Annotated in this window: 16 protein-coding genes; 8 read left to right on the top strand and 8 right to left on the bottom strand. The window is 56.7% G+C overall.

Annotated elements, in window-relative coordinates:
• Nucleotides 1-435 precede the first annotated feature (435 nt).
• Entirely contained in the window at nucleotides 436-1,371 is a 936-nt protein-coding gene (locus tag OCV58_RS02025) for a C40 family peptidase (protein ID WP_233127871.1), read from the top strand.
• 81 nt (nucleotides 1,372-1,452) lie between these two features.
• Here the strand turns inward: OCV58_RS02025 and OCV58_RS02020 are convergent, their stop codons facing one another.
• The 6 genes from OCV58_RS02020 to OCV58_RS01995 form a co-directional block, all read right to left on the bottom strand.
• Nucleotides 1,453-2,088: a response regulator transcription factor gene (locus OCV58_RS02020; protein WP_267312748.1), complete on the bottom strand. Its 636-nt coding sequence runs from the start codon at nucleotides 2,086-2,088 to the stop codon at nucleotides 1,453-1,455.
• Nucleotides 2,072-3,520, bottom strand: coding sequence for a HAMP domain-containing sensor histidine kinase (locus OCV58_RS02015; protein ID WP_154876750.1), 1,449 nt, complete (start codon nucleotides 3,518-3,520; stop codon nucleotides 2,072-2,074). The genes OCV58_RS02020 and OCV58_RS02015 overlap by 17 nt, the downstream gene beginning before the upstream one ends.
• A 2-nt stretch (nucleotides 3,521-3,522) precedes the next feature.
• A complete protein-coding gene (locus tag OCV58_RS02010) occupies nucleotides 3,523-4,461 on the bottom strand; it encodes a substrate-binding domain-containing protein (RefSeq protein WP_154876748.1) in 939 nt (312 codons plus the stop codon).
• Between the two features lie 189 nt (nucleotides 4,462-4,650).
• Nucleotides 4,651-6,000 (bottom strand): MFS transporter, encoded by a 1,350-nt coding sequence (locus tag OCV58_RS02005; protein WP_095629077.1) that lies wholly within the window; start codon nucleotides 5,998-6,000, stop codon nucleotides 4,651-4,653.
• Nucleotides 6,001-6,208: 208 nt separating this feature from the next.
• Entirely contained in the window at nucleotides 6,209-6,994 is a 786-nt protein-coding gene (locus OCV58_RS02000) for a hypothetical protein (RefSeq protein WP_154876746.1), read from the bottom strand.
• A complete protein-coding gene (locus tag OCV58_RS01995; RefSeq protein WP_154876744.1) occupies nucleotides 6,994-7,929 on the bottom strand; it encodes a LysR family transcriptional regulator in 936 nt (311 codons plus the stop codon). Before OCV58_RS01995 ends, OCV58_RS02000 begins: the two co-directional genes overlap by 1 nt.
• Before the next feature lie 239 nt (nucleotides 7,930-8,168).
• Here OCV58_RS01995 and OCV58_RS01990 point away from each other — a divergent pair, with 239 nt between their 5' ends.
• The 4 genes from OCV58_RS01990 (at nucleotide 8,169) to nagZ (ending at nucleotide 12,373) form a co-directional block, all read left to right on the top strand.
• Complete coding sequence (locus OCV58_RS01990; RefSeq protein ID WP_154876743.1) at nucleotides 8,169-9,344, top strand: DNA polymerase IV; 1,176 nt, start codon at nucleotides 8,169-8,171, stop codon at nucleotides 9,342-9,344.
• A 33-nt stretch (nucleotides 9,345-9,377) separates the two neighbouring features.
• Entirely contained in the window at nucleotides 9,378-9,668 is a 291-nt protein-coding gene (locus OCV58_RS01985) for a hypothetical protein (RefSeq protein ID WP_087477199.1), read from the top strand.
• A 418-nt stretch (nucleotides 9,669-10,086) separates the two neighbouring features.
• Entirely contained in the window at nucleotides 10,087-11,241 is a 1,155-nt protein-coding gene (nagA, locus tag OCV58_RS01980; RefSeq protein ID WP_087477200.1) for an N-acetylglucosamine-6-phosphate deacetylase, read from the top strand.
• A gap of 109 nt (nucleotides 11,242-11,350) precedes the next feature.
• Complete coding sequence (gene nagZ / locus OCV58_RS01975) at nucleotides 11,351-12,373, top strand: beta-N-acetylhexosaminidase (protein ID WP_232818729.1); 1,023 nt, start codon at nucleotides 11,351-11,353, stop codon at nucleotides 12,371-12,373.
• 90 nt (nucleotides 12,374-12,463) lie between these two features.
• Here nagZ and OCV58_RS01970 read toward each other — a convergent pair whose 3' ends face one another.
• Nucleotides 12,464-13,450, bottom strand: coding sequence for a helix-turn-helix domain-containing protein (locus OCV58_RS01970; protein ID WP_154876741.1), 987 nt, complete (start codon nucleotides 13,448-13,450; stop codon nucleotides 12,464-12,466).
• Nucleotides 13,443-13,826, bottom strand: coding sequence for an ArsR/SmtB family transcription factor (locus OCV58_RS01965; protein WP_087477203.1), 384 nt, complete (start codon nucleotides 13,824-13,826; stop codon nucleotides 13,443-13,445). Before OCV58_RS01965 ends, OCV58_RS01970 begins: the two co-directional genes overlap by 8 nt.
• Nucleotides 13,827-14,067: 241 nt before the next feature.
• Here OCV58_RS01965 and OCV58_RS01960 point away from each other — a divergent pair, with 241 nt between their 5' ends.
• From OCV58_RS01960 to OCV58_RS01950, 3 genes are read left to right on the top strand one after another with little or no spacing between them, the layout of a single operon-like run.
• The gene (locus tag OCV58_RS01960) at nucleotides 14,068-14,286 is read left to right on the top strand and encodes a cation transporter (protein WP_107195359.1); all 219 of its coding nucleotides are present in this window, start codon (nucleotides 14,068-14,070) and stop codon (nucleotides 14,284-14,286) included.
• Between the two features lie 53 nt (nucleotides 14,287-14,339).
• Nucleotides 14,340-16,319, top strand: a complete 1,980-nt coding sequence (locus OCV58_RS01955) for a heavy metal translocating P-type ATPase (RefSeq protein ID WP_154876739.1) — start codon at nucleotides 14,340-14,342, stop codon at nucleotides 16,317-16,319.
• Nucleotides 16,237-17,034: an MBL fold metallo-hydrolase gene (locus tag OCV58_RS01950; protein WP_154876737.1), complete on the top strand. Its 798-nt coding sequence runs from the start codon at nucleotides 16,237-16,239 to the stop codon at nucleotides 17,032-17,034. The genes OCV58_RS01955 and OCV58_RS01950 overlap by 83 nt, the downstream gene beginning before the upstream one ends.
• Nucleotides 17,035-17,111 lie beyond the last annotated feature (77 nt).

Raw genomic sequence — 17,111 nt, 5'->3', positions numbered from 1 at the left:
CGCCAGCGGCTGCCGTACTGCGTGTATGATGCAGAGCACAGCTGCCGTATGCCGGGGAGCGAAGGCGCATTACACGGAAGATGGATGAAAGATATCCAAAACAGTGGATATCACCATATACATTAGATACTAAAAGGCCGGATTTACATGCCAAGATGTTTCTGTCAAATATATACCCACAACAACTTGACACTGTCCGGGAAGCTGCGTTTTTTGACGCTCCTGTAGTATTGTGATATAATATATCCCGACAAAAATATATAAAGCGACAAAAGGCTATCCGGCAAGATGCGTTTCGGTCTGTTGCGGATAGCTTGTTTCTTGTGAAATCATATATAACCTGCTAATAAGACAAGATGTAAACGGTAATGACGTAGTAGTGAAATGGGGTATTCGATGAAGACGAGAAAAAAAATTGCAGCTATGATATGTTTCATGATGATGACTTCTGTATCGGTTGTCGGCGCGACGTTTCATCCCGGTGACCGGGGCGATCAGATCGTGGCGATTCAAAACGCCTTAGTCCGCAACGGCAGCGACATCGCCGTCGACGGCGATTACGGCACGGGGACGCAGGAAGCCGTCAAGGCCTTTCAGGAACGGCACGGCCTGGACGTAGACGGCATTGTCGGCGCCCAGACCTACGAAGCGCTCATGGGAGCGGCTATGCCGGAAAACGTGAGCAGCCACTTTATTGAAAAAAAAGCGATTAAAAACAAGGGGAAGGAAAACCTCATGTTTCCTCTGGTCACGGCGGATAACGCCATCAGCGTCGTCCAGCAGGCCTTGGCCAATAAGGGCTATAACCTCGACGTAGACGGCGTCTTCGGCGTCGGCACGGAACAGGCCGTCCGCAAATTCCAGGCTGACAACGGCCTCGACGTAGACGGCGTCGTCGGCAAGGCGACGTTCTATGCCCTGACAGGGGAAGCGCTGCCCGGCGGCCCCCTGCGCCGCTTCGGAAACGGCGGCTACGGCAGCGCGACGGGCACGGCCAACTCCCGCCTCGCCAAGCAGCTCCTGGGTATCGCCAACCAGTATAAGGGCGTGCCCTACGTCTTCGGCGGCTCTACGCCGTCGGGCTTCGACTGCTCAGGCTTTACGCGCTACGTCTATTCGGCCGTAGGCATCAGCCTGCCCCGCTGCGCCGACGAACAGTACAGCGTCGGCAGCGACGTATCTATGTCCAACCTCCAGCCCGGCGACCTGGTATTCTTCTCGACGTATGAACCGGGCATTTCCCACGTAGGCATCTACATCGGCGACAGCCAGTTTATCAACGCCTCCAACGACGGCGTCAGCGTAGCCGACCTCAACAGCCGCTACTGGGCGTCCCGCTACGTAGGAGCCAAACGGGTCATCAACGGATAAAACGCACGAATTTCATATGGCAACATACAGCGCGCCCTTCTGTGTCAGATAGAGATATCTGGTACAGAAGGGCGCGTTTTGTCATTTCAGCAGTTTATGGGCTAAGGCGTAGTCGACGAGCTCTGATTTCGTCGTGCAGCCCAGTTTCTGCATGAGCCGCGACTTGTACGTCGATACGGTCTTGATGGAAATGTGGAGCGTATCGGCGATGGCTGCCAGGGAATAGCCGTGGACGAGGTAGGTCAGGACTTCCCGCTCGCGGGCCGACAGGTCGACGGGGTCCTTCGGCGGGTCGATGAGGCTGTTCAAGAGGGTGTGGGCGTCTTCGTCGCTGAGGTAACGGCGGCCGTCCATGACGGTGCGCAGGGCCTGGAACAGCTCCGTGTCGATGACGTCCTTGCAGATGTAGCCGTCGGCTCCCTGGGTCATGACCTCCTTGATGTACTGCTGCTCGCTGTACATGGTGAGGACCAGGATTTTGACGGCCAGGCCGCGCCGTTTGATTTCCTTCAGGCAGTCGAGGCCGCTCATGACCGGCATGGACAGGTCCAGCAGGACGACGTCGACAGGCGTCGTTTCTAAGGCAGCCAGCACCTCTCGGCCGTTCGAGGCCTCGGCGGCGACGTGGAAATCGCCTTGGGACGACAGGAGCAGCTTGAGGCCCGTGCGCAGGATGCGGTGGTCGTCGGCGAGCAGTATGTTAATCGGTTTGGTCATGGGAGACGCCTCCTTTGTCAGATGAATCCTTCAGCGGCAAGGTGATGACGATGCACGTGCCGTCGTTGGGGTAGCTGTCGATATAAAAATGGCCGTTGAGCAGCTCCGCCCGTTCGCGCATGCTGACGATGCCCAGGTGGTTGTCGAGACGGGCCTGCTCCAGCGTATCTTCGCTGAAGCCGACGCCGTTGTCCGTAATAGACAGGGTCAGGGTCTCGTCGTCGGTTTTGATCGTAATATCTACCGCATCGGCCTGGGAATGGCGGACGATGTTGGTCAGGGCTTCCTGCATCAGGCGGTAGCACAAGAGGGAAATCGGATGGGACAGGTGGGAAAAATCGCCGCTTTGGGAAAAGGAAATGTGAATGTGCGGCTGGGCGCGGCGGAACGTGTCGAGGTATTTTTCCATAGCGACGATGAGGCCCAGGTCGTCGAGCAGGGGCGGGTGCAGGTTGACGGCCAGGTGGCGCAGCCCTTCCAGAGTGTCCTTCATCAGGTCGCGGACGCCGCACAGGAGCTCTTTGGCGTCGGCGTCGCTCGTCTTGTCCATGATGATGCGCAGGTAGGCCAGCATGGTGACCATGGACTGGCTCGTCTCATCGTGGAGCTCCCGGGAAATGCGCCGCCGCTCGTCTTCGCGGGCCGAAAAGAGCTGGCTGATGAGCCACATCCGCATCTTTTCCTTTTCCTGCAGGGCCTGGAGGAGTCGCGAGTTTTCCTGCTCGCGGGCAGACAGGCGCGACGACAGGGTGTTGAAGGCCCGGGCCAGACGGCCTACGTCGTCAGGCGTCTTTTCCGGCACCTTTACCTGATAATTGCCCCGTCCCAGCTGGCGCACGGCGGCGGCCATCTGCTGGATGGGCTTGAGGAAGCTGCGGGCGTAGCGCGTGGCCAGCCACGAAGAGGCGAGGCAGATGAGGATGATGAGGATGATCATTTCCAGAAAGCGGCGCTGCATGACCTGCATCATCGTCTTTTCCGACAGGCCGATGCGGAAATAACCGACCAGGCCGTTGTCGATGGGGCAGAGCACTTCGCGGATATACCCTTCGTTGCTGTCGAAGGTCACTGTATCTACGGCGACGCCGGGCTTCGGCTCCCGCACCAGGGGCAGGCCCTTGGGGATGCCGTTCGTAAAGGTGCTGGCTAAAATCTGTCCGTTGGGATGGAAGACGATGATGTAGCGGATCTGGTCGTTCAGGGACTGGATCTGCATGAGCCGCTCCGTCATGGAAAACCGGTCGTCCAGGAGAATGTCGCTGCTGATGACGGCGCTCATGGTCTGGCCGATTTCGACGCCCGACTTGTCGAGCTCCCGCTCCATTTCGGAGCTCGTCGTGTACAGCAGGAGGCTGCCGATGAGCAGGCCGCAGATGAAGATGGTGCCGACGATGAGGGCGTTAAATTTTACGTACAAGCTGTAATTTCTCATGGTTATTCTCCAGGTACGTTGTTGCGGATACTGTATTTATGGCGGAGGGCGGCGTACAATTCCGGCTCAGGCGGCACGAACTTGTCGATGAGGGTGCGCTGCATGGCCTCGTGCAGGGCCGGGTCCTGGTCCATGCTGTAGAAGATGCGGCGCAGCTCGGCCTTTTCGGCGTCGGGCAAATCGCTGCGCATCACGACGGGCCCTGTCGGAGCCGCCGGCAGGACGGCGAAGACCCGGACCTTTTCGCACAGCTGGGGATTCCGCCGGTTTACGAAGTCGTAAATCTGGCTGTCGACGCTGGCCGCGTCGGCCAGGTGGTTGGCGACGGCCCAAATGGATTTATCGTGGTTATAGGTGTAAAAGGTCGATTTGAAATAGGCCGAAGCCGACGTATTCATGTCCAGCAGAAGAAAGTCGATGGCCTGCCGGCCCGAATAGCTGAGGGGATCCGTAAAGGCGAAGACCCGGCCCTGCAGCTGGCTGAAGTCGGTAATGTCGCTGTCCGAGGCGGCGATGAGATAGGTCTGGTACAGTACGGACCCGTTGGTCTGGGTCATGGCCAGCAGCTCGATCGGCGTTTTGCCCCGGTAGGCCGAGTAGGCCCCGGTGGAGAAAAAGGCGATATCGGCGCCGCCGTTGTCCATGAGCTTGTTTAGTTCCTCGTAGGTCCGCTTTTGCAGGAGGACGGCCGGCTTTTGCAGCTCCTGGGAAATGTGGCTGACGAACTTCTGGTACGACTGGCGCGTTTCCTTAGGCGACATGACCGAGGCGAAGGCGATGCGCAGGGGCTGGACGGACGACGCCGTCGCCGCCGGGGCCGTCTGCGGCTGAGTCTGGGTAAAGTCGATGTTTCCCGCCGGCCGGTCGCAGCCGGCGCAGCACATCAGGACGGCTGCCGCCGCCGTAGCGAGCAGGCGAAGCCAGGTTTTGCTCCGTTTCATAGCATAGCTCCTTCACAGAATGATACGTAGTCTTTATATGTATCATATCATGAAATGACAGAGAGAGAAACTGACGGCGCCGTATAAAAAAAGAAGCAAAGAACGATGTCTTCGCTTCTTTTTCTAACTGCCGGAGCAGTTCCCTAGAAGAGTTTTGAGATGTATATGAAAGAGAGAAAGCAAGGGGGATTAATCTTCCTGCGGCTTGGCATTCCAAACGAGGAGAGCGAGGAGCGTCGAGGCGACAGCCGCGCCGACCCAGAATTCTGTAGCGTAGCCGAAGTCGTATACTTTTTCCCCGCCTACGACGGTAATCGTCATGAGCTTGCCTGTGACGAATTCCTGAATCGCCGCGCCGGCATAGCTCAGGAGGCCGATCATGCCCATAGCCGCGCCGGTAACGCGCTTCGGCACGATGTCGACAGCCATGAGGCCGCCCATGTAGCAGACCAGAGCGCCCATCGTAAATCCGTAGAAGGTCATGCAGAGCATGTCGACTGTAAAGGAATGGGGAGCCCAGACGAAACCGGCGATGGACAGGGAGTACAAGATGCCGTACAGCAGGGCCGGTTTATTGCGCTTGTGGTTGAAGAACTTGTCGGAAATGAGGCCGCACAGGAGAGCGCCGAAGATACCGGCAACCTGCATGTAGGCCATGACGCCGGCTGCGCCCATGATGTCGTAGCCCTTTTCCGTCGTGAGGTAGATGACGCCCCAGCTTTCGACGGCGTAGCGGGCGATGTATACGCAAAGGGAAGACAAGCCGAGAATCCAGACGGCCGGGTTTTTGACGACGGCGTTCCACTGCTGGGAGCTGACGGATTTTTTCTTTTCCGCGTCGACCTGTTCCTGCGTCTTTTCGCCGTAGTAGACGGCGCCGTTGGGAAGACCCATCGTTTCAGGACGGTCGCTCATGCCGAAGTAAATGAAGATCGTGCCGATCAGGGAAATGATACCGGCGGCGACGAAGCCCATGGACCAGTTGTAGGCCGATACGATGGCGGCGATGGCGAAATAGGCGAAGGAAGAACCGAGGTTATGGCTCGTAAACCATACGCCGTACAAGGTGCCGCGCTGCTTGTTGCTGAACCACTGGTTCAGGGCGACGATGGACGGGCCTGCGCCGTAGGACTGGAACCAGCCGTTGAGGCCCCATAATACGGCTAAGGGGACGAAGGAGTTTACCAGGCCCATGCCGACCATCGTAAGAGATGAAATGAAAAGACCGAAGGAGAAGAAACGCTTGTTGTTCATTCGGTCGGCGAGGAAGCTGTTGGTAAATTTCCCTAAGCCGTACGTGACGAAGAAGATAGAACCGATAATACCGATTTCCGTCGGCGTGACGATGCCCGACGCCAGGAGCGGCTTTTTGATGACCGAATAGCTCTGGCGGATGATGTAGTAAAAGGCATAGCCAATGGTGATGGAGGCGAATACGCGCCAGCGGACGCTGTTGAACTTCCGCTTGACGACTTCCGAATCGGCGATCTGCGCGATATCCGGACCGGTTTTGAAGAACTGCCACAATAAATTCAACATACAGAAAAACTCCTTTCTTCATACTGCCTGTGTTTGGTCGTTCTTATTTGTTGAATTTATTATAATAAAACATAGTAACCATGCGGTATCGGAAAAATTCTGATTTTGTTGTAGGAATTTTTCTGACAAAGAAAAGGCCGCGGCGATAAACGGAATAAGCGTATCCCTTTATCGCCGCGGATTGCGTTCATTTGATGAAATATGAATTTTATTGACGGAAACGATAACAGGTCGTTTCGATGGATGTCACTTCTTCTTTGGTAAGACCGGGAAGCTCCGTTGTCATGGCCTGTTCGATGGCCTTGGCATCGACGGTCCAGCGGGTTTTCTTCATATCTTTGCCGTGGGACTGGATGTACCGGGCTGTGCTGCGGGCCGCCACGCTGCAGGGCAGGCTTTGGACGACGTAGCGGAAATTGGTCCGCGGCACCGATTTCATGGGCTGCTTCCATACGTCTTCGATTTCCAGGGTATAGTCGCATTCGTGGTAGCCGTTGGACACGGCTTCGCGGCCGATGTCTTCCGTGTTTTTCAGGCCCATATCCAGGAGCAGGTAGTCGTAGAGGAGGATGTGTTCCCACTTTTCCCTGAGGAATTCCCGTTCGGGAAAGAGGCCGCACGGGTCATCGCCGTATAGCCGGAGCAAATCCAGCAGGAAGGCCAGGCGGTGGCGCTTGAAGGTGAAGGACACGGCTTTGAGGAATATCTCGCGCATCATGACGTATCGCTCCGCTTCGTCGCGGAAGTCGGCGTCAAAGTAGCTCAGCGGCGTTTCTTCCCGTATGTAGCGGACGAGCTTGCCCTCCAGGTCGACGAGGCGCCGGCGGGCTGCCCTTCGTTCTGCCGGCGGCAGGGACGGGTCCAGCCGCCTCCGGTTCAGCCGTTCCATGCGGTTCAGGCAGGCCGTTTCCACGGCTAAGGCGCTGAACAGGCCGTTGGCCTGCTGGCGTGAAAATATTTCCGATATATCGTCTTTCGATAAGGACTGGGCCATTAGATATCATGCTCCTTATGGCGAGATTCGTCGTCGATGGTAATTTTTACGTCTTTAAAATAGTCTTTAAAGGATTGGACCCACGTGCGGGCCGGATGGGACAGGAAGCCCTTGCTCTTCCATATCAGGGCCAGGGTCCAGTAGATAGACGGGGCGACAAGGGGGATATGGACGGCTTTGCCGGAAGGGATGCGTTGGCAGATGCTCCGCGGCAGCAGGGCGATGCCCATGCGGGCGATGACCATTTCTATCTGCAAATCCCAGTTGTTGCTCTGGCAGATGATCTTGGGATGGGCCATGATGTTCTGGTAGAACGAGTGTATGTATGGATTGAGGGCAAAGGACGGCGCATAGTATACGAGGGGCTCGTCTTTGATGTCGTCGAGGGTCAGCTCGCGGGCCTTCGCCAGCCGGTGGTCGGGAGGCATGACGATTTCCAGCGGTTCCCGGTGGAAGATGAAGAAATCGTAGGGCATTTCCGTCGTAATCGGCAAGGCGACGAAGCCGACCTGCACGAGGCCGTCGTCGATGGCCGAGACGATGTCCAGTGAGCCGACCTCTGTCAGCTCCAGCTCGATTTGCGGATAGGACGTGATGAAATGGCCGATAAACGGCGAAATGAGAGACGACGCGATCATCGGCGGGACGCCGACGGTCAGTTTTCCGGCGTTCAGCAGCTGCGGAGATTCCATTTCTTCGTTCAGGGCCGTGAAGTCGTTTAAAATGCCTTCGATGCGGGGAAGGAGGTATGCGCCCATTTCCGTCAGCTCGACGTTTTTTCCCTTGCGGTCAAAGAGGCGTATGTTCCAATGTTCTTCCAGCGCCTTGATGCCTTTGCTGATGGAAGGCTGACTGATATGAAGCGCTTTGGACGCTTTTGTAAAGCTTTTTTTATGGGCTACTTCGACGAAGTAGGTCAGCTGGAATAAATCCATAGTTATATTTCACCTCGCATTAATATCCTTAATAGTACCATATTTCAAAAGAGAATAGAATACAGTTGCCTTCGATTCCTTCCGAATTTCGTCACTTCGGCGGGATATGCTGAGATTTTAAGCGCAGGCTGTGGACAGGCGCAGGTTTTTGTGGGAAAATTTAATATGGATACGATTCTGTTTTACAGAGACAAAAGGATGTATAATACTTACAGAGAGAAGACGAAAAGGAGGAGCCTATGACGACGGTACGTTGGATCATGCACGTCGATATGGACGCGTTTTACGCGTCTATCGAGCAGCGGGACAATCCGGCCCTGCGGGGGATGCCGGTCATCGTCGGCGGACTGACGGGGCGCGGCGTCGTCGCGACGGCGTCGTACGAGGCGCGGCAGTTCGGCGTGCATTCGGCTATGAGCATGAAGCTGGCCCGCAGGCTGTGCCCGAACGGCGTGTTCCTGCCGGTGCGCATGTCCCATTACCGGCGTATTTCCCACCAGATTCGGCTCATCCTGTCCCATTACTCGCCCTTCGTAGAGCCCCTGGCGCTGGATGAAGCTTTTCTGGATGTGTCGGGCATGGGACTGAAATATCCGAACATCGTCGACATCGCCAAGGCGGTCAAGCAGGATATCCGGCGGACGACGGGCCTCGTCGCCTCGGCCGGCATCGGGCCGAATAAGTTTTTGGCCAAGCTGGCGTCGGATTTGAAAAAGCCCGATGGACTGATGTGGATTCCCTACGGCGAGGAACGGGCCATCCTGGCGCCCCTGCCGGTGAGCCGCCTGTGGGGCGTCGGCAAGGTGACGGAGCAGGCCCTGCGGCGGGCTGGATTTCATACCATCGGCGACGTTGCCGATGCTGGCCCGGAGGCGCTGATGCCCATTGTCGGCAATCAGGCTCATCGGCTGCACGACCTGGCGTTAGGCAAGGACAACCGGCCCCTGGAGGTCAGTCGCCGTCCCCAATCTGTCGGCAACGAGCATACCTACGCCCACGATTTGGTCAGCGACGACGAAGTGGACGAGCAGTTCCGCCTGCTGGCCAACGAGGTGTCGTGGCGGCTGCGGCAGAATCATCTGATGGGGCGGACGATTACGATCAAAGTGCGCTTCGCCTCGTTCCGCACCATTACGCGGTCCCTGACGATCGACGGCATGGGGACCTGCTCGGAAGAGCAGCTGTATTTCTCGGCCAAGCGGCTGTATCATAAATGCGGCGGCGCAGAGCCTATCCGGCTGCTGGGCCTGTCCGTCAGCCAGCTGCAGCCCCTGCAGGTACAGTGCGATTTATTTTCCGACGATTCGGAAACGAAGGCCAAGGTAGCCGAGGCCATCGACAAGCTGCAGAAGCGGTTTGGCCGCCAGGCTATCATGAAGGGATTTTTATGGGAAATGTCTCATGAAAAAGACTAAAGCACCATATACTATAAACGAGGAGTGTATATCATGGCGATTTTTAAAGTAGCAGCCCATACGGGAGACAACAACAACGGATACATCGAATACGATACGGAAACGAAGGAGCTGGGCGTCCATCTGAACGACGAAGACATCAATGCCAAGGTCCGGGAGTACTTGACGACGGAACGGCCCCTGCACCGTTTTACGGATTTATCGTACTACGAAACGGTCAGCGTCGTGCCGACGGACGACGTAGAGTCGCTGAAATTAGCCTTGTGCTATATCTGGCTGGCTCTGGGTGTCCACGTCGACTGGAGCCGCCCTGTCGAAGGGTAAGGCGAAACGAGAGGGAAAACGACATGTCCACAAGATATCCACATTCTGTGCCCTGCGGTGTGGCTAGAATGTGGATGTTTTTTGCAAACGGCGAAAATACGCCGTCCGCGGCGGTGCATAACTCGGCGGATAGAGCGGGCAAAATGTGTATAACTGTACGCCTGACTATGAAAACAAGCGTTTGCGTTAACATAAAAACCGCATGATTACGCCGTTCTTGGGGATATGTAAAGACTTGTTTACAATGTGCATAACTGACGATGAATTGTGGATAATTTTTACGCACAGCCTGTGGACATCTGAAGAAAAGGGAAAAAATCAGGTAAATACGGGCTGTATGGGAGTTTCCCAGCTGTGAAATTTTCCAGTTATCCACAATGTATGCAGTGTATTCGATATGTAGGAGTGGAGTAGACAAATGAAAGCGATTATTGACGGATTACTCGTATTGTCTAATGAAATCGTAACGGGACATATTCTGATGTATGAAAAGGACATATGGAAAATCGTACCGCGGCACCAGTTCCGCGCCGGCATGTGCACGGAATTGATTGACGCCAACGGCGGCTTTGTCGTGCCGGGCTTTATTAACGAGCACATCCACGGCTGCGCCGGCGCCGACGTGATGGACGAAGACGGGCAGGCCTTGGAAACGATGCGGAAGGCCCTGCCGGCTACGGGCGTCACGTCCTTTGTGGCGACGACTATGACCCAGTCGAAGGAAGCGATGGCCGGGGCGCTGGAACGCATTCGCCAGGCCATGGGCAAGCAGGGCGGCGCTCAGGTTCTCGGCGCCCATCTGGAAGGACCCTTCGTGAGCGAAGCCTATAAGGGGGCCCAGGCGGCGGGGCACCTCGCGGCTCCCGATTTTTCCTGGATTGCGCCCTATGCTGACGTCGTGAAGATCGTCACCGTAGCGCCGGAAGTATTGAAGAACAAAGACTTTTTGAAGGATTGCCGGGACCATCAGATTCTCGTGTCGCTGGGACACAGCGCGGCGACGTATGAAGAGGTCATGGAAATCGTCGACGCCGGCGGACTGTGCCATGCGACGCACCTGTACAACGCCATGGCTCCCTTCCACCATCGGCAGCCCGGCCTCGTCGGCGCGGCCCTGCTGTCGCCGAAGGTACACTGCGAGTTGATCTGCGACAACCTGCATGTTCATCCGGCGGCGCAGAAGCTGGCCTATCAGCTGAAAGGCCGCGACGGCATTATTCTCATAACCGATTCGATGCGTGCCTGCCTGCAGGGCGACGGCGAATCGGAATTGGGAGGCCAGGCCGTATACGTCAAGGACGGACAGGCCCGTCTGGCCGACGGTACGCTGGCCGGAAGCACAGCCGTCATGAATCAGGTCGTGCTCAACTTCCTCATCAACAGCGGCGCGTCCCTGCCCGACGTCGTGGCCATGGCTTCAGCTAATCCGGCAAAGGACTTGGGCCTGTACGACCGCCTGGGCTCGCTGGAAGAAGGAAAGCAGGCCGACGTCGTCGTATTGGACAGCAACGATTTCCACGTGAAGCAGACGGTCATCGCCGGCGAGCTCGTGTATGATGAATTGGCAAAATAGGTTAAATCGATGGATCACAATCGGGGTCGGTTTTCTCGTAGCAGCAGCGCTGCTTACGGCCTGTCAGCCGGCCCCGGAAACAAAGGCAAATGTATCTGGCAGCGAAACAGTGGAAGAACGAGCTGCGCGCATCGTTGCGGCCATGTCGCCGGAAGATAAGGCCGGACAGGTGATGATGGTCGGTTTAATGAATGAGAAGCTGCAGCCTGAAGACCTGCGGCAGCTGGCAATCTGCCGGGCCGGCAACGTCATTTTGTTTGACCGCAATATGCAGTCGCCGGCGCAAGTCCGGGCTTTGTCCGGCGAAGTGAAACAAACGATTGAAAGGCAATGCGGCATAGCGCCATTTATTGCTGTTGACCAAGAAGGCGGACAGGTACTGCGCATGCGGGATCAGTTTCTTCCTGTTCCCAGTCAGGAAGAAATCGGCCGCGGCGGCAGCCCTGGGAAAGCCAGACAATGGGCTGCCGATACAGGACGTGAATTGAAGTCTATGGGGATTAACGTCAATTTTGCGCCCGTTGTCGATTTAGGTTCTTCGGCAGAGCGCTCATACGGCAGCGATCCGGAAATGGTATCGGCATATGCAGTACAGGCTTGTCAAGGCTATGCAGAGGCGGGTATTTGGTGTGCTATTAAACACTTTCCCGGAATCGGCAAGGTTCAGACAGATCCGCATATAGACGGAGACAGCGTTGCGGCTTCTAAAGACGAGCTGATGCAGCAGGATCTGAAGCCCTTTGCAGTGATTATACGGCAAATACCTGCTGATGCCATGCTCATTATGGTGTCGAATGTTACCTTTCCCTCTTTGGATGCGGAATATCCGGCATGCGTATCGCAGACGGTTATGACGGATTTGTTGCGGGAGACATATGGCTACAAGGGCCTTATCGTATCGGACGATATGGAAATGGGCGCCATGGCCAAGCATTATGCCTTTTCCGACATGGGTGTCATGGCCTTGAAAGCTGGTGCCGATATGGTGCTGGTTTGTCATGATTACGGTCATGAACAAGAGACACATGACGGCATAGTAAGGGAATATAAGGCAAATCCGGAATTTCGCCAAATGGTTGATGAAAAAGTAATGCATATTGTAGAAACAAAATTGAAAATGAATTATTTGTAAACTGTGTTCTGTAGAATATAGTAAAAGACCATGCAGCGTCGGTTCGTAACGGCCGAACGAGGCATGGTCTTCTTTGTTTCCGAAACGGCTTCAGCGAGGAGCCTTTCGGTATGTTTTTCTGTAGTCGCGGGGAAGAAGCTGCGTCGCTTCCTTGAAGGCCTTGGTGAATTTTCCCTGCGTTTCGTAGCCTACGGCGGCGGCAATCGCGGCGATGGAGTCGTCCGTCTGCTGCAGGAGCTCCATGGCCTGGCGGATTCGGTAGGATCGCATGTAGGCGGCGATGGGCTGGCCGTAGACGGCTTTGAAGGTCGTTTTCAGGGACGACGTGTTGATGAAATACGTCTTGGCTAATTCGTCGATGGTGTACCGCTTGTCCAAATTCGCCGTCATGAGGGCGTGGATGTCCTGTACGACCGACGCCAGCTGGGCGTCGCAGCTTTGCTGGGCCGCGGGAGCGTCGATGTCGGCGCGGACGAGATACAGGAGCAGCTCCAGGGCGGCGATCTTGCAGGCCGCCGGGCGGTAGGGCTCCGGCGTGTCGTACAGGGAGGAAAAGAGACGTTCCAGCTCCTGATTCGGCGGGAAAACGACGGGCGCCGCACCGTATTTTTCGATGAGTTTCTCCGCCGTCGTGCCGGCGCTGGCGATGATGTCGGCCGGCGTGCCATTCAGAGCGCGGAAATCGACGGCCAGTCCCGCCCCTTCAAAATAGCCTAAAGGCAGGGACATGGCCGAATCGGCGCAGCAGTCCATCATGTGAGCTGCCGTCGCTCCCGCGCCGACGTAAGAGACGAAGCCCTTCGTCAGGTTCCAGCCGGCCCGGCCGCTGCGGCAGAAGGTGACTTCGATGGCGTCGTGCAGCGCTTCATGGCGGAACGATACGGTCGGCGCGAGGATTTGCCAATAGGACAGCTCGATGCCGGGAAATATCGTCGCCGCCGTCATGCATCCCTTGCCCTCTGTGCGGACGGTCACGCTGCGGATAGGCGGCAGGCCCGTTTCCAGTATCTGAATGGAGCAGACGCCGTCCGGAATAGAGCGCAGCGCGTCTTCTAACTGAGCCCGGCGGTCATTCATAGGAATCACCTTCCTTGTCCGGCATCGGGCAGGCGATGTCGACGAGTTGCTCCGTCATGGCGTGCAGTGCTTCGGCTTGCCGGGTTCGTACGGCCTGATAGTATACTTCTTTGCCGTCGCGGCGGCTGGTAATGAGGCCGCCGGCCTTCAGCAGCTTTAAGTGATGGGATACGGCGGGGCTGCTCATGCCGACGAGGGCGGAAATATTGATGACGCATTCTTCGCAGTGGCACAGCAGCCAGAAAATGCGCAGGCGGCTGGCATCGCCCAATAATTTGAATATATTCGATACGGTTTCAAAATCCTGTACGGCCGGCATGTGCTCCAGATGCTCGATAGACTGGCCGTGATGGTGCGGCAACGTAATCGGTTCCATAGGATCGGGTCTCCTTTCGCCTTTATTGTATCATAGGGGGCTGCCGAAGAAAACGGGAAGATAGGCTGCGGAAGCGGCGACACTGGACGATTTTGCCCGATTGGAAATGGTTTTTGCCCAAACGGAACGGACTGGCTAGGCTGCGTTGACTTTCGCCGCCTCTATGGTATGATGTAGTCAAGAAAACGATTAAACAATTATTTAATCGTAAATACCTATACAACGAGAGGAGAGCTTACACATGAAAAAGACCTATAAAATCGACGTAGACTGCGCGAACTGCGCCAATAAGATGGAAGATGCGGCCCGCCATACGGCAGGTGTCGCGGCGGCGACGGTAAACTTCATGACCTTGAAGATGATCGTCGAATTCGAAGACGGGGCCGACGTAAAGGCTGTCATGGAGGAAGTCCGCAAGAACTGCAAAAAGGTCGAAGACGACTGCGAGGTTTTCATCTGATGTACAGAAGCCGCCTGGGATAAGGCGGCGTTTGCTTTACGAGGTGACATACTATGAATAAGAAACAGAAAAAAATGCTCCTGCGCATCGTCGCCGCGGCCATACTCATGGTGGCCTTGGCCTTTGCGCCTGTCGACGGAGCGGCCCGGTTCGTGGCGTATACCGTGCCGTACCTGCTCGTCGGCTATGATATTTTATGGAAGGCTCTGAAGGGCATCAAGAACCGCCAGGTCTTCGACGAAAACTTCCTCATGGCCGTAGCGACGGTCGGAGCCATCGTGCTGGCTGTATACAGCGGCAGCGGCGACTATACGGAAGCCGTCGCCGTCATGCTCTTTTATCAGATCGGCGAGCTCTTCCAGAGCTACGCCGTCGGCAAGAGCCGCCGCAACATCAGCGAGCTCATGGATATCCGCCCCGATTACGCCAATATAGAACGAGACGGCCAGCTGGAACAGGTCGATCCTGACGAAGTGGAAATCGGCAGCGTCATCGTCGTCCAGCCTGGCGAAAAGGTGCCCATCGACGGCATCGTAACAGAAGGAATGTCGAATTTGAATACGAGCGCCCTGACCGGCGAAAGCCTGCCGCGAGACGTCGCGCCGGGAGATGAAATCATCAGCGGCTGCATCAACATGACCGGCGTCCTGCGCATTCGGACGACGAAGGACTTCGGCGAATCGACGGTATCGAAGATTTTGGATTTAGTCGAAAACGCCAGCTCCCGCAAGTCCAAGTCGGAAGACTTCATTTCCAAATTCGCCCGCGTCTATACGCCGGCCGTCTGCATCAGCGCCCTCGTCCTGGCCGTCGCGCCGCCTGTCGTCCGCATGGCCGCTATGGGCCTTGCGCCGGAATGGGGGACGTGGATTTACCGGGCCCTGACCTTCCTGGTCATCAGCTGCCCCTGCGCACTGGTCATCAGCATTCCCCTGAGCTTCTTCGCCGGCATCGGCGGGGCCAGCAAGGAAGGCGTTCTCGTCAAGGGTTCCAACTATTTGGAAACCTTGTCCCAGACGAATATCGTCGTCTTTGATAAGACGGGCACCCTCACGCAGGGCGTCTTTGAGGTCAACGGCATTCACCACAGCGGCATGGACACGGACGAACTCATCGAGCTGGCGGCCCTGGCTGAAAGCGCTTCGTCCCATCCTATCAGCAAGAGCCTCCAAAAGGCTTACGGCAAGCCGATCGACAGAAGCCGCGCGACGGATATTCAGGAAATCAGCGGCCACGGCGTCATAGCCATGGTAGACGGCCGGCAGGTCGCCGCCGGCAACGACAAGCTCATGGCCAAGCTCGGCGTCAAAGCCATTCCCTGCCATCAGGCCGGCACGATTATCCACATGGCCGTCGACGGGGTCTATGCCGGCCATATCGTCATTTCCGATGTCGTAAAGCCCACGTCCCGCCGGGCCATCGCGGCCTTGAAGGACGCCGGCGTTCGCAAGACCGTCATGCTGACGGGCGACGCCAAGGCTGTGGCCGCACAGGTTGCCTCGTTCTTAGGCATCGACGAAGTATTCAGCCAGCTCCTGCCGGCCGATAAGGTGACAAAGGTAGAAGAGCTGCTGAGCCGGAAAGGGAAGAAGGAAAAGCTGGCCTTCGTCGGCGACGGCATCAACGACGCGCCGGTCCTGCGCCGGGCCGATATCGGCATCGCTATGGGGGCCATGGGTTCCGACGCGGCTATTGAAGCGGCCGACGTAGTCCTCATGGACGACGACCCGCTGAAAATCGCCAAGGCTATCCGCATTTCCCGCAAATGCCTGGGCATCGTATACCAAAACATCGTCTTTGCCATCGGCGTCAAGCTCCTCTGCCTGGCTTTGGGAGCTGTGGGCCTGGCCAACATGTGGCTGGCCATCTTCGCCGACGTCGGCGTCATGATCCTCGCCGTCCTCAACGCCATCCGGGCGTTATTCGTACACAACCTAGGAGGAACAGACTATGAAATTTCAACAGATTCGCAACGCGACGACCAAGCTGGAGTACGGGGGAACGACGTTCCTCGTCGATCCGTGGCTGGCTGATACCGGTGCTATGGGCTCGTTTCGCCAGATCAATAATCCTGACTTTTCCCCAATGCTGGACGAACAGCTCGATATTCCCATGCCTATGTGCGGATTGCCCATGGCGGCCAACGAAGTATTAAAAGGCGTCGACGCCTATATCGTGACGCACGTGCACCCGGACCATATCGATATGGGCCCCGACGGAACCTGCGGCGGACCACTCTGCCATGATACGTCCCTATGGGTGCAGAACGAAGGCGACGCCGCTGTCATGAAGGCATCCGGTTTTACCGATGTTCGCCTGCTATCGGAACAAGGGACGACGGTACAGGGCGTTAAGTTGACGAAGATTGAAGGTCAGCACGGTACCATCGAGCCCTGCGGCCCGTCGTGCGGCGTCGTCTTAGAGGCTGAAGGCGAACCGACGGTATACCTCGTCGGCGATACGGTCTGGTTTGACGCCGTAGAGCAGGCTCTTCGGACCTATAGGCCCGCCGTCATCGTCGTCAACGCCTGCGCGGCGTACCTCAAAAAGAACGGCCGCCTCATCATGAATGCCGACGACATTGAGCTGATTCGCCGGGTTTGCCCCGACGCCTGGATTATTGCCAGCCATATGGACACAGTAGCCCACGCGGCTTTGACGAGGTATTCCCTGCGCCTGGTCTTGGAGGCTAAGGGCTTAGACGACGTATATATCCCCGATGACGGTGAAACGTACGTCTTCGATTGACATACTCCAGATTCCCTCTTTAATATATAAACGCGGCGGGGGGGGGGGGGGGGGGGGGGGGGGGGGGGGGGGGGGGG

It is taken from the genome of Megasphaera stantonii (assembly GCF_025567065.1).
GTDB classification, from domain to species: domain Bacteria; phylum Bacillota; class Negativicutes; order Veillonellales; family Megasphaeraceae; genus Megasphaera; species Megasphaera stantonii.
Note: the sequence above shows the minus strand (reverse complement) of the source record. Positions and strands in the feature narration are given on the sequence as shown.

Bases quoted from the DNA above. Each gene is read 5' to 3' on its own strand.
- OCV58_RS02025 (WP_233127871.1), top strand. From the start codon at position 436: ATGATGATGACTTCTGTATCGGTTGTCGGCGCGACGTTTCATCCCGGT.
- OCV58_RS02020 (WP_267312748.1), bottom strand. From the start codon at position 2,088: ATGACCAAACCGATTAACATACTGCTCGCCGACGACCACCGCATCCTG.
- OCV58_RS02015 (WP_154876750.1), bottom strand. From the start codon at position 3,520: ATGAGAAATTACAGCTTGTACGTAAAATTTAACGCCCTCATCGTCGGC.
- OCV58_RS02010 (WP_154876748.1), bottom strand. From the start codon at position 4,461: ATGAAACGGAGCAAAACCTGGCTTCGCCTGCTCGCTACGGCGGCGGCA.
- OCV58_RS02005 (WP_095629077.1), bottom strand. From the start codon at position 6,000: ATGTTGAATTTATTGTGGCAGTTCTTCAAAACCGGTCCGGATATCGCG.
- OCV58_RS02000 (WP_154876746.1), bottom strand. From the start codon at position 6,994: ATGGCCCAGTCCTTATCGAAAGACGATATATCGGAAATATTTTCACGC.
- OCV58_RS01995 (WP_154876744.1), bottom strand. From the start codon at position 7,929: ATGGATTTATTCCAGCTGACCTACTTCGTCGAAGTAGCCCATAAAAAA.
- OCV58_RS01990 (WP_154876743.1), top strand. From the start codon at position 8,169: ATGACGACGGTACGTTGGATCATGCACGTCGATATGGACGCGTTTTAC.
- OCV58_RS01985 (WP_087477199.1), top strand. From the start codon at position 9,378: ATGGCGATTTTTAAAGTAGCAGCCCATACGGGAGACAACAACAACGGA.
- nagA (WP_087477200.1), top strand. From the start codon at position 10,087: ATGAAAGCGATTATTGACGGATTACTCGTATTGTCTAATGAAATCGTA.
- OCV58_RS01970 (WP_154876741.1), bottom strand. From the start codon at position 13,450: ATGAATGACCGCCGGGCTCAGTTAGAAGACGCGCTGCGCTCTATTCCG.
- OCV58_RS01965 (WP_087477203.1), bottom strand. From the start codon at position 13,826: ATGGAACCGATTACGTTGCCGCACCATCACGGCCAGTCTATCGAGCAT.
- OCV58_RS01960 (WP_107195359.1), top strand. From the start codon at position 14,068: ATGAAAAAGACCTATAAAATCGACGTAGACTGCGCGAACTGCGCCAAT.
- OCV58_RS01955 (WP_154876739.1), top strand. From the start codon at position 14,340: ATGAATAAGAAACAGAAAAAAATGCTCCTGCGCATCGTCGCCGCGGCC.
- OCV58_RS01950 (WP_154876737.1), top strand. From the start codon at position 16,237: ATGAAATTTCAACAGATTCGCAACGCGACGACCAAGCTGGAGTACGGG.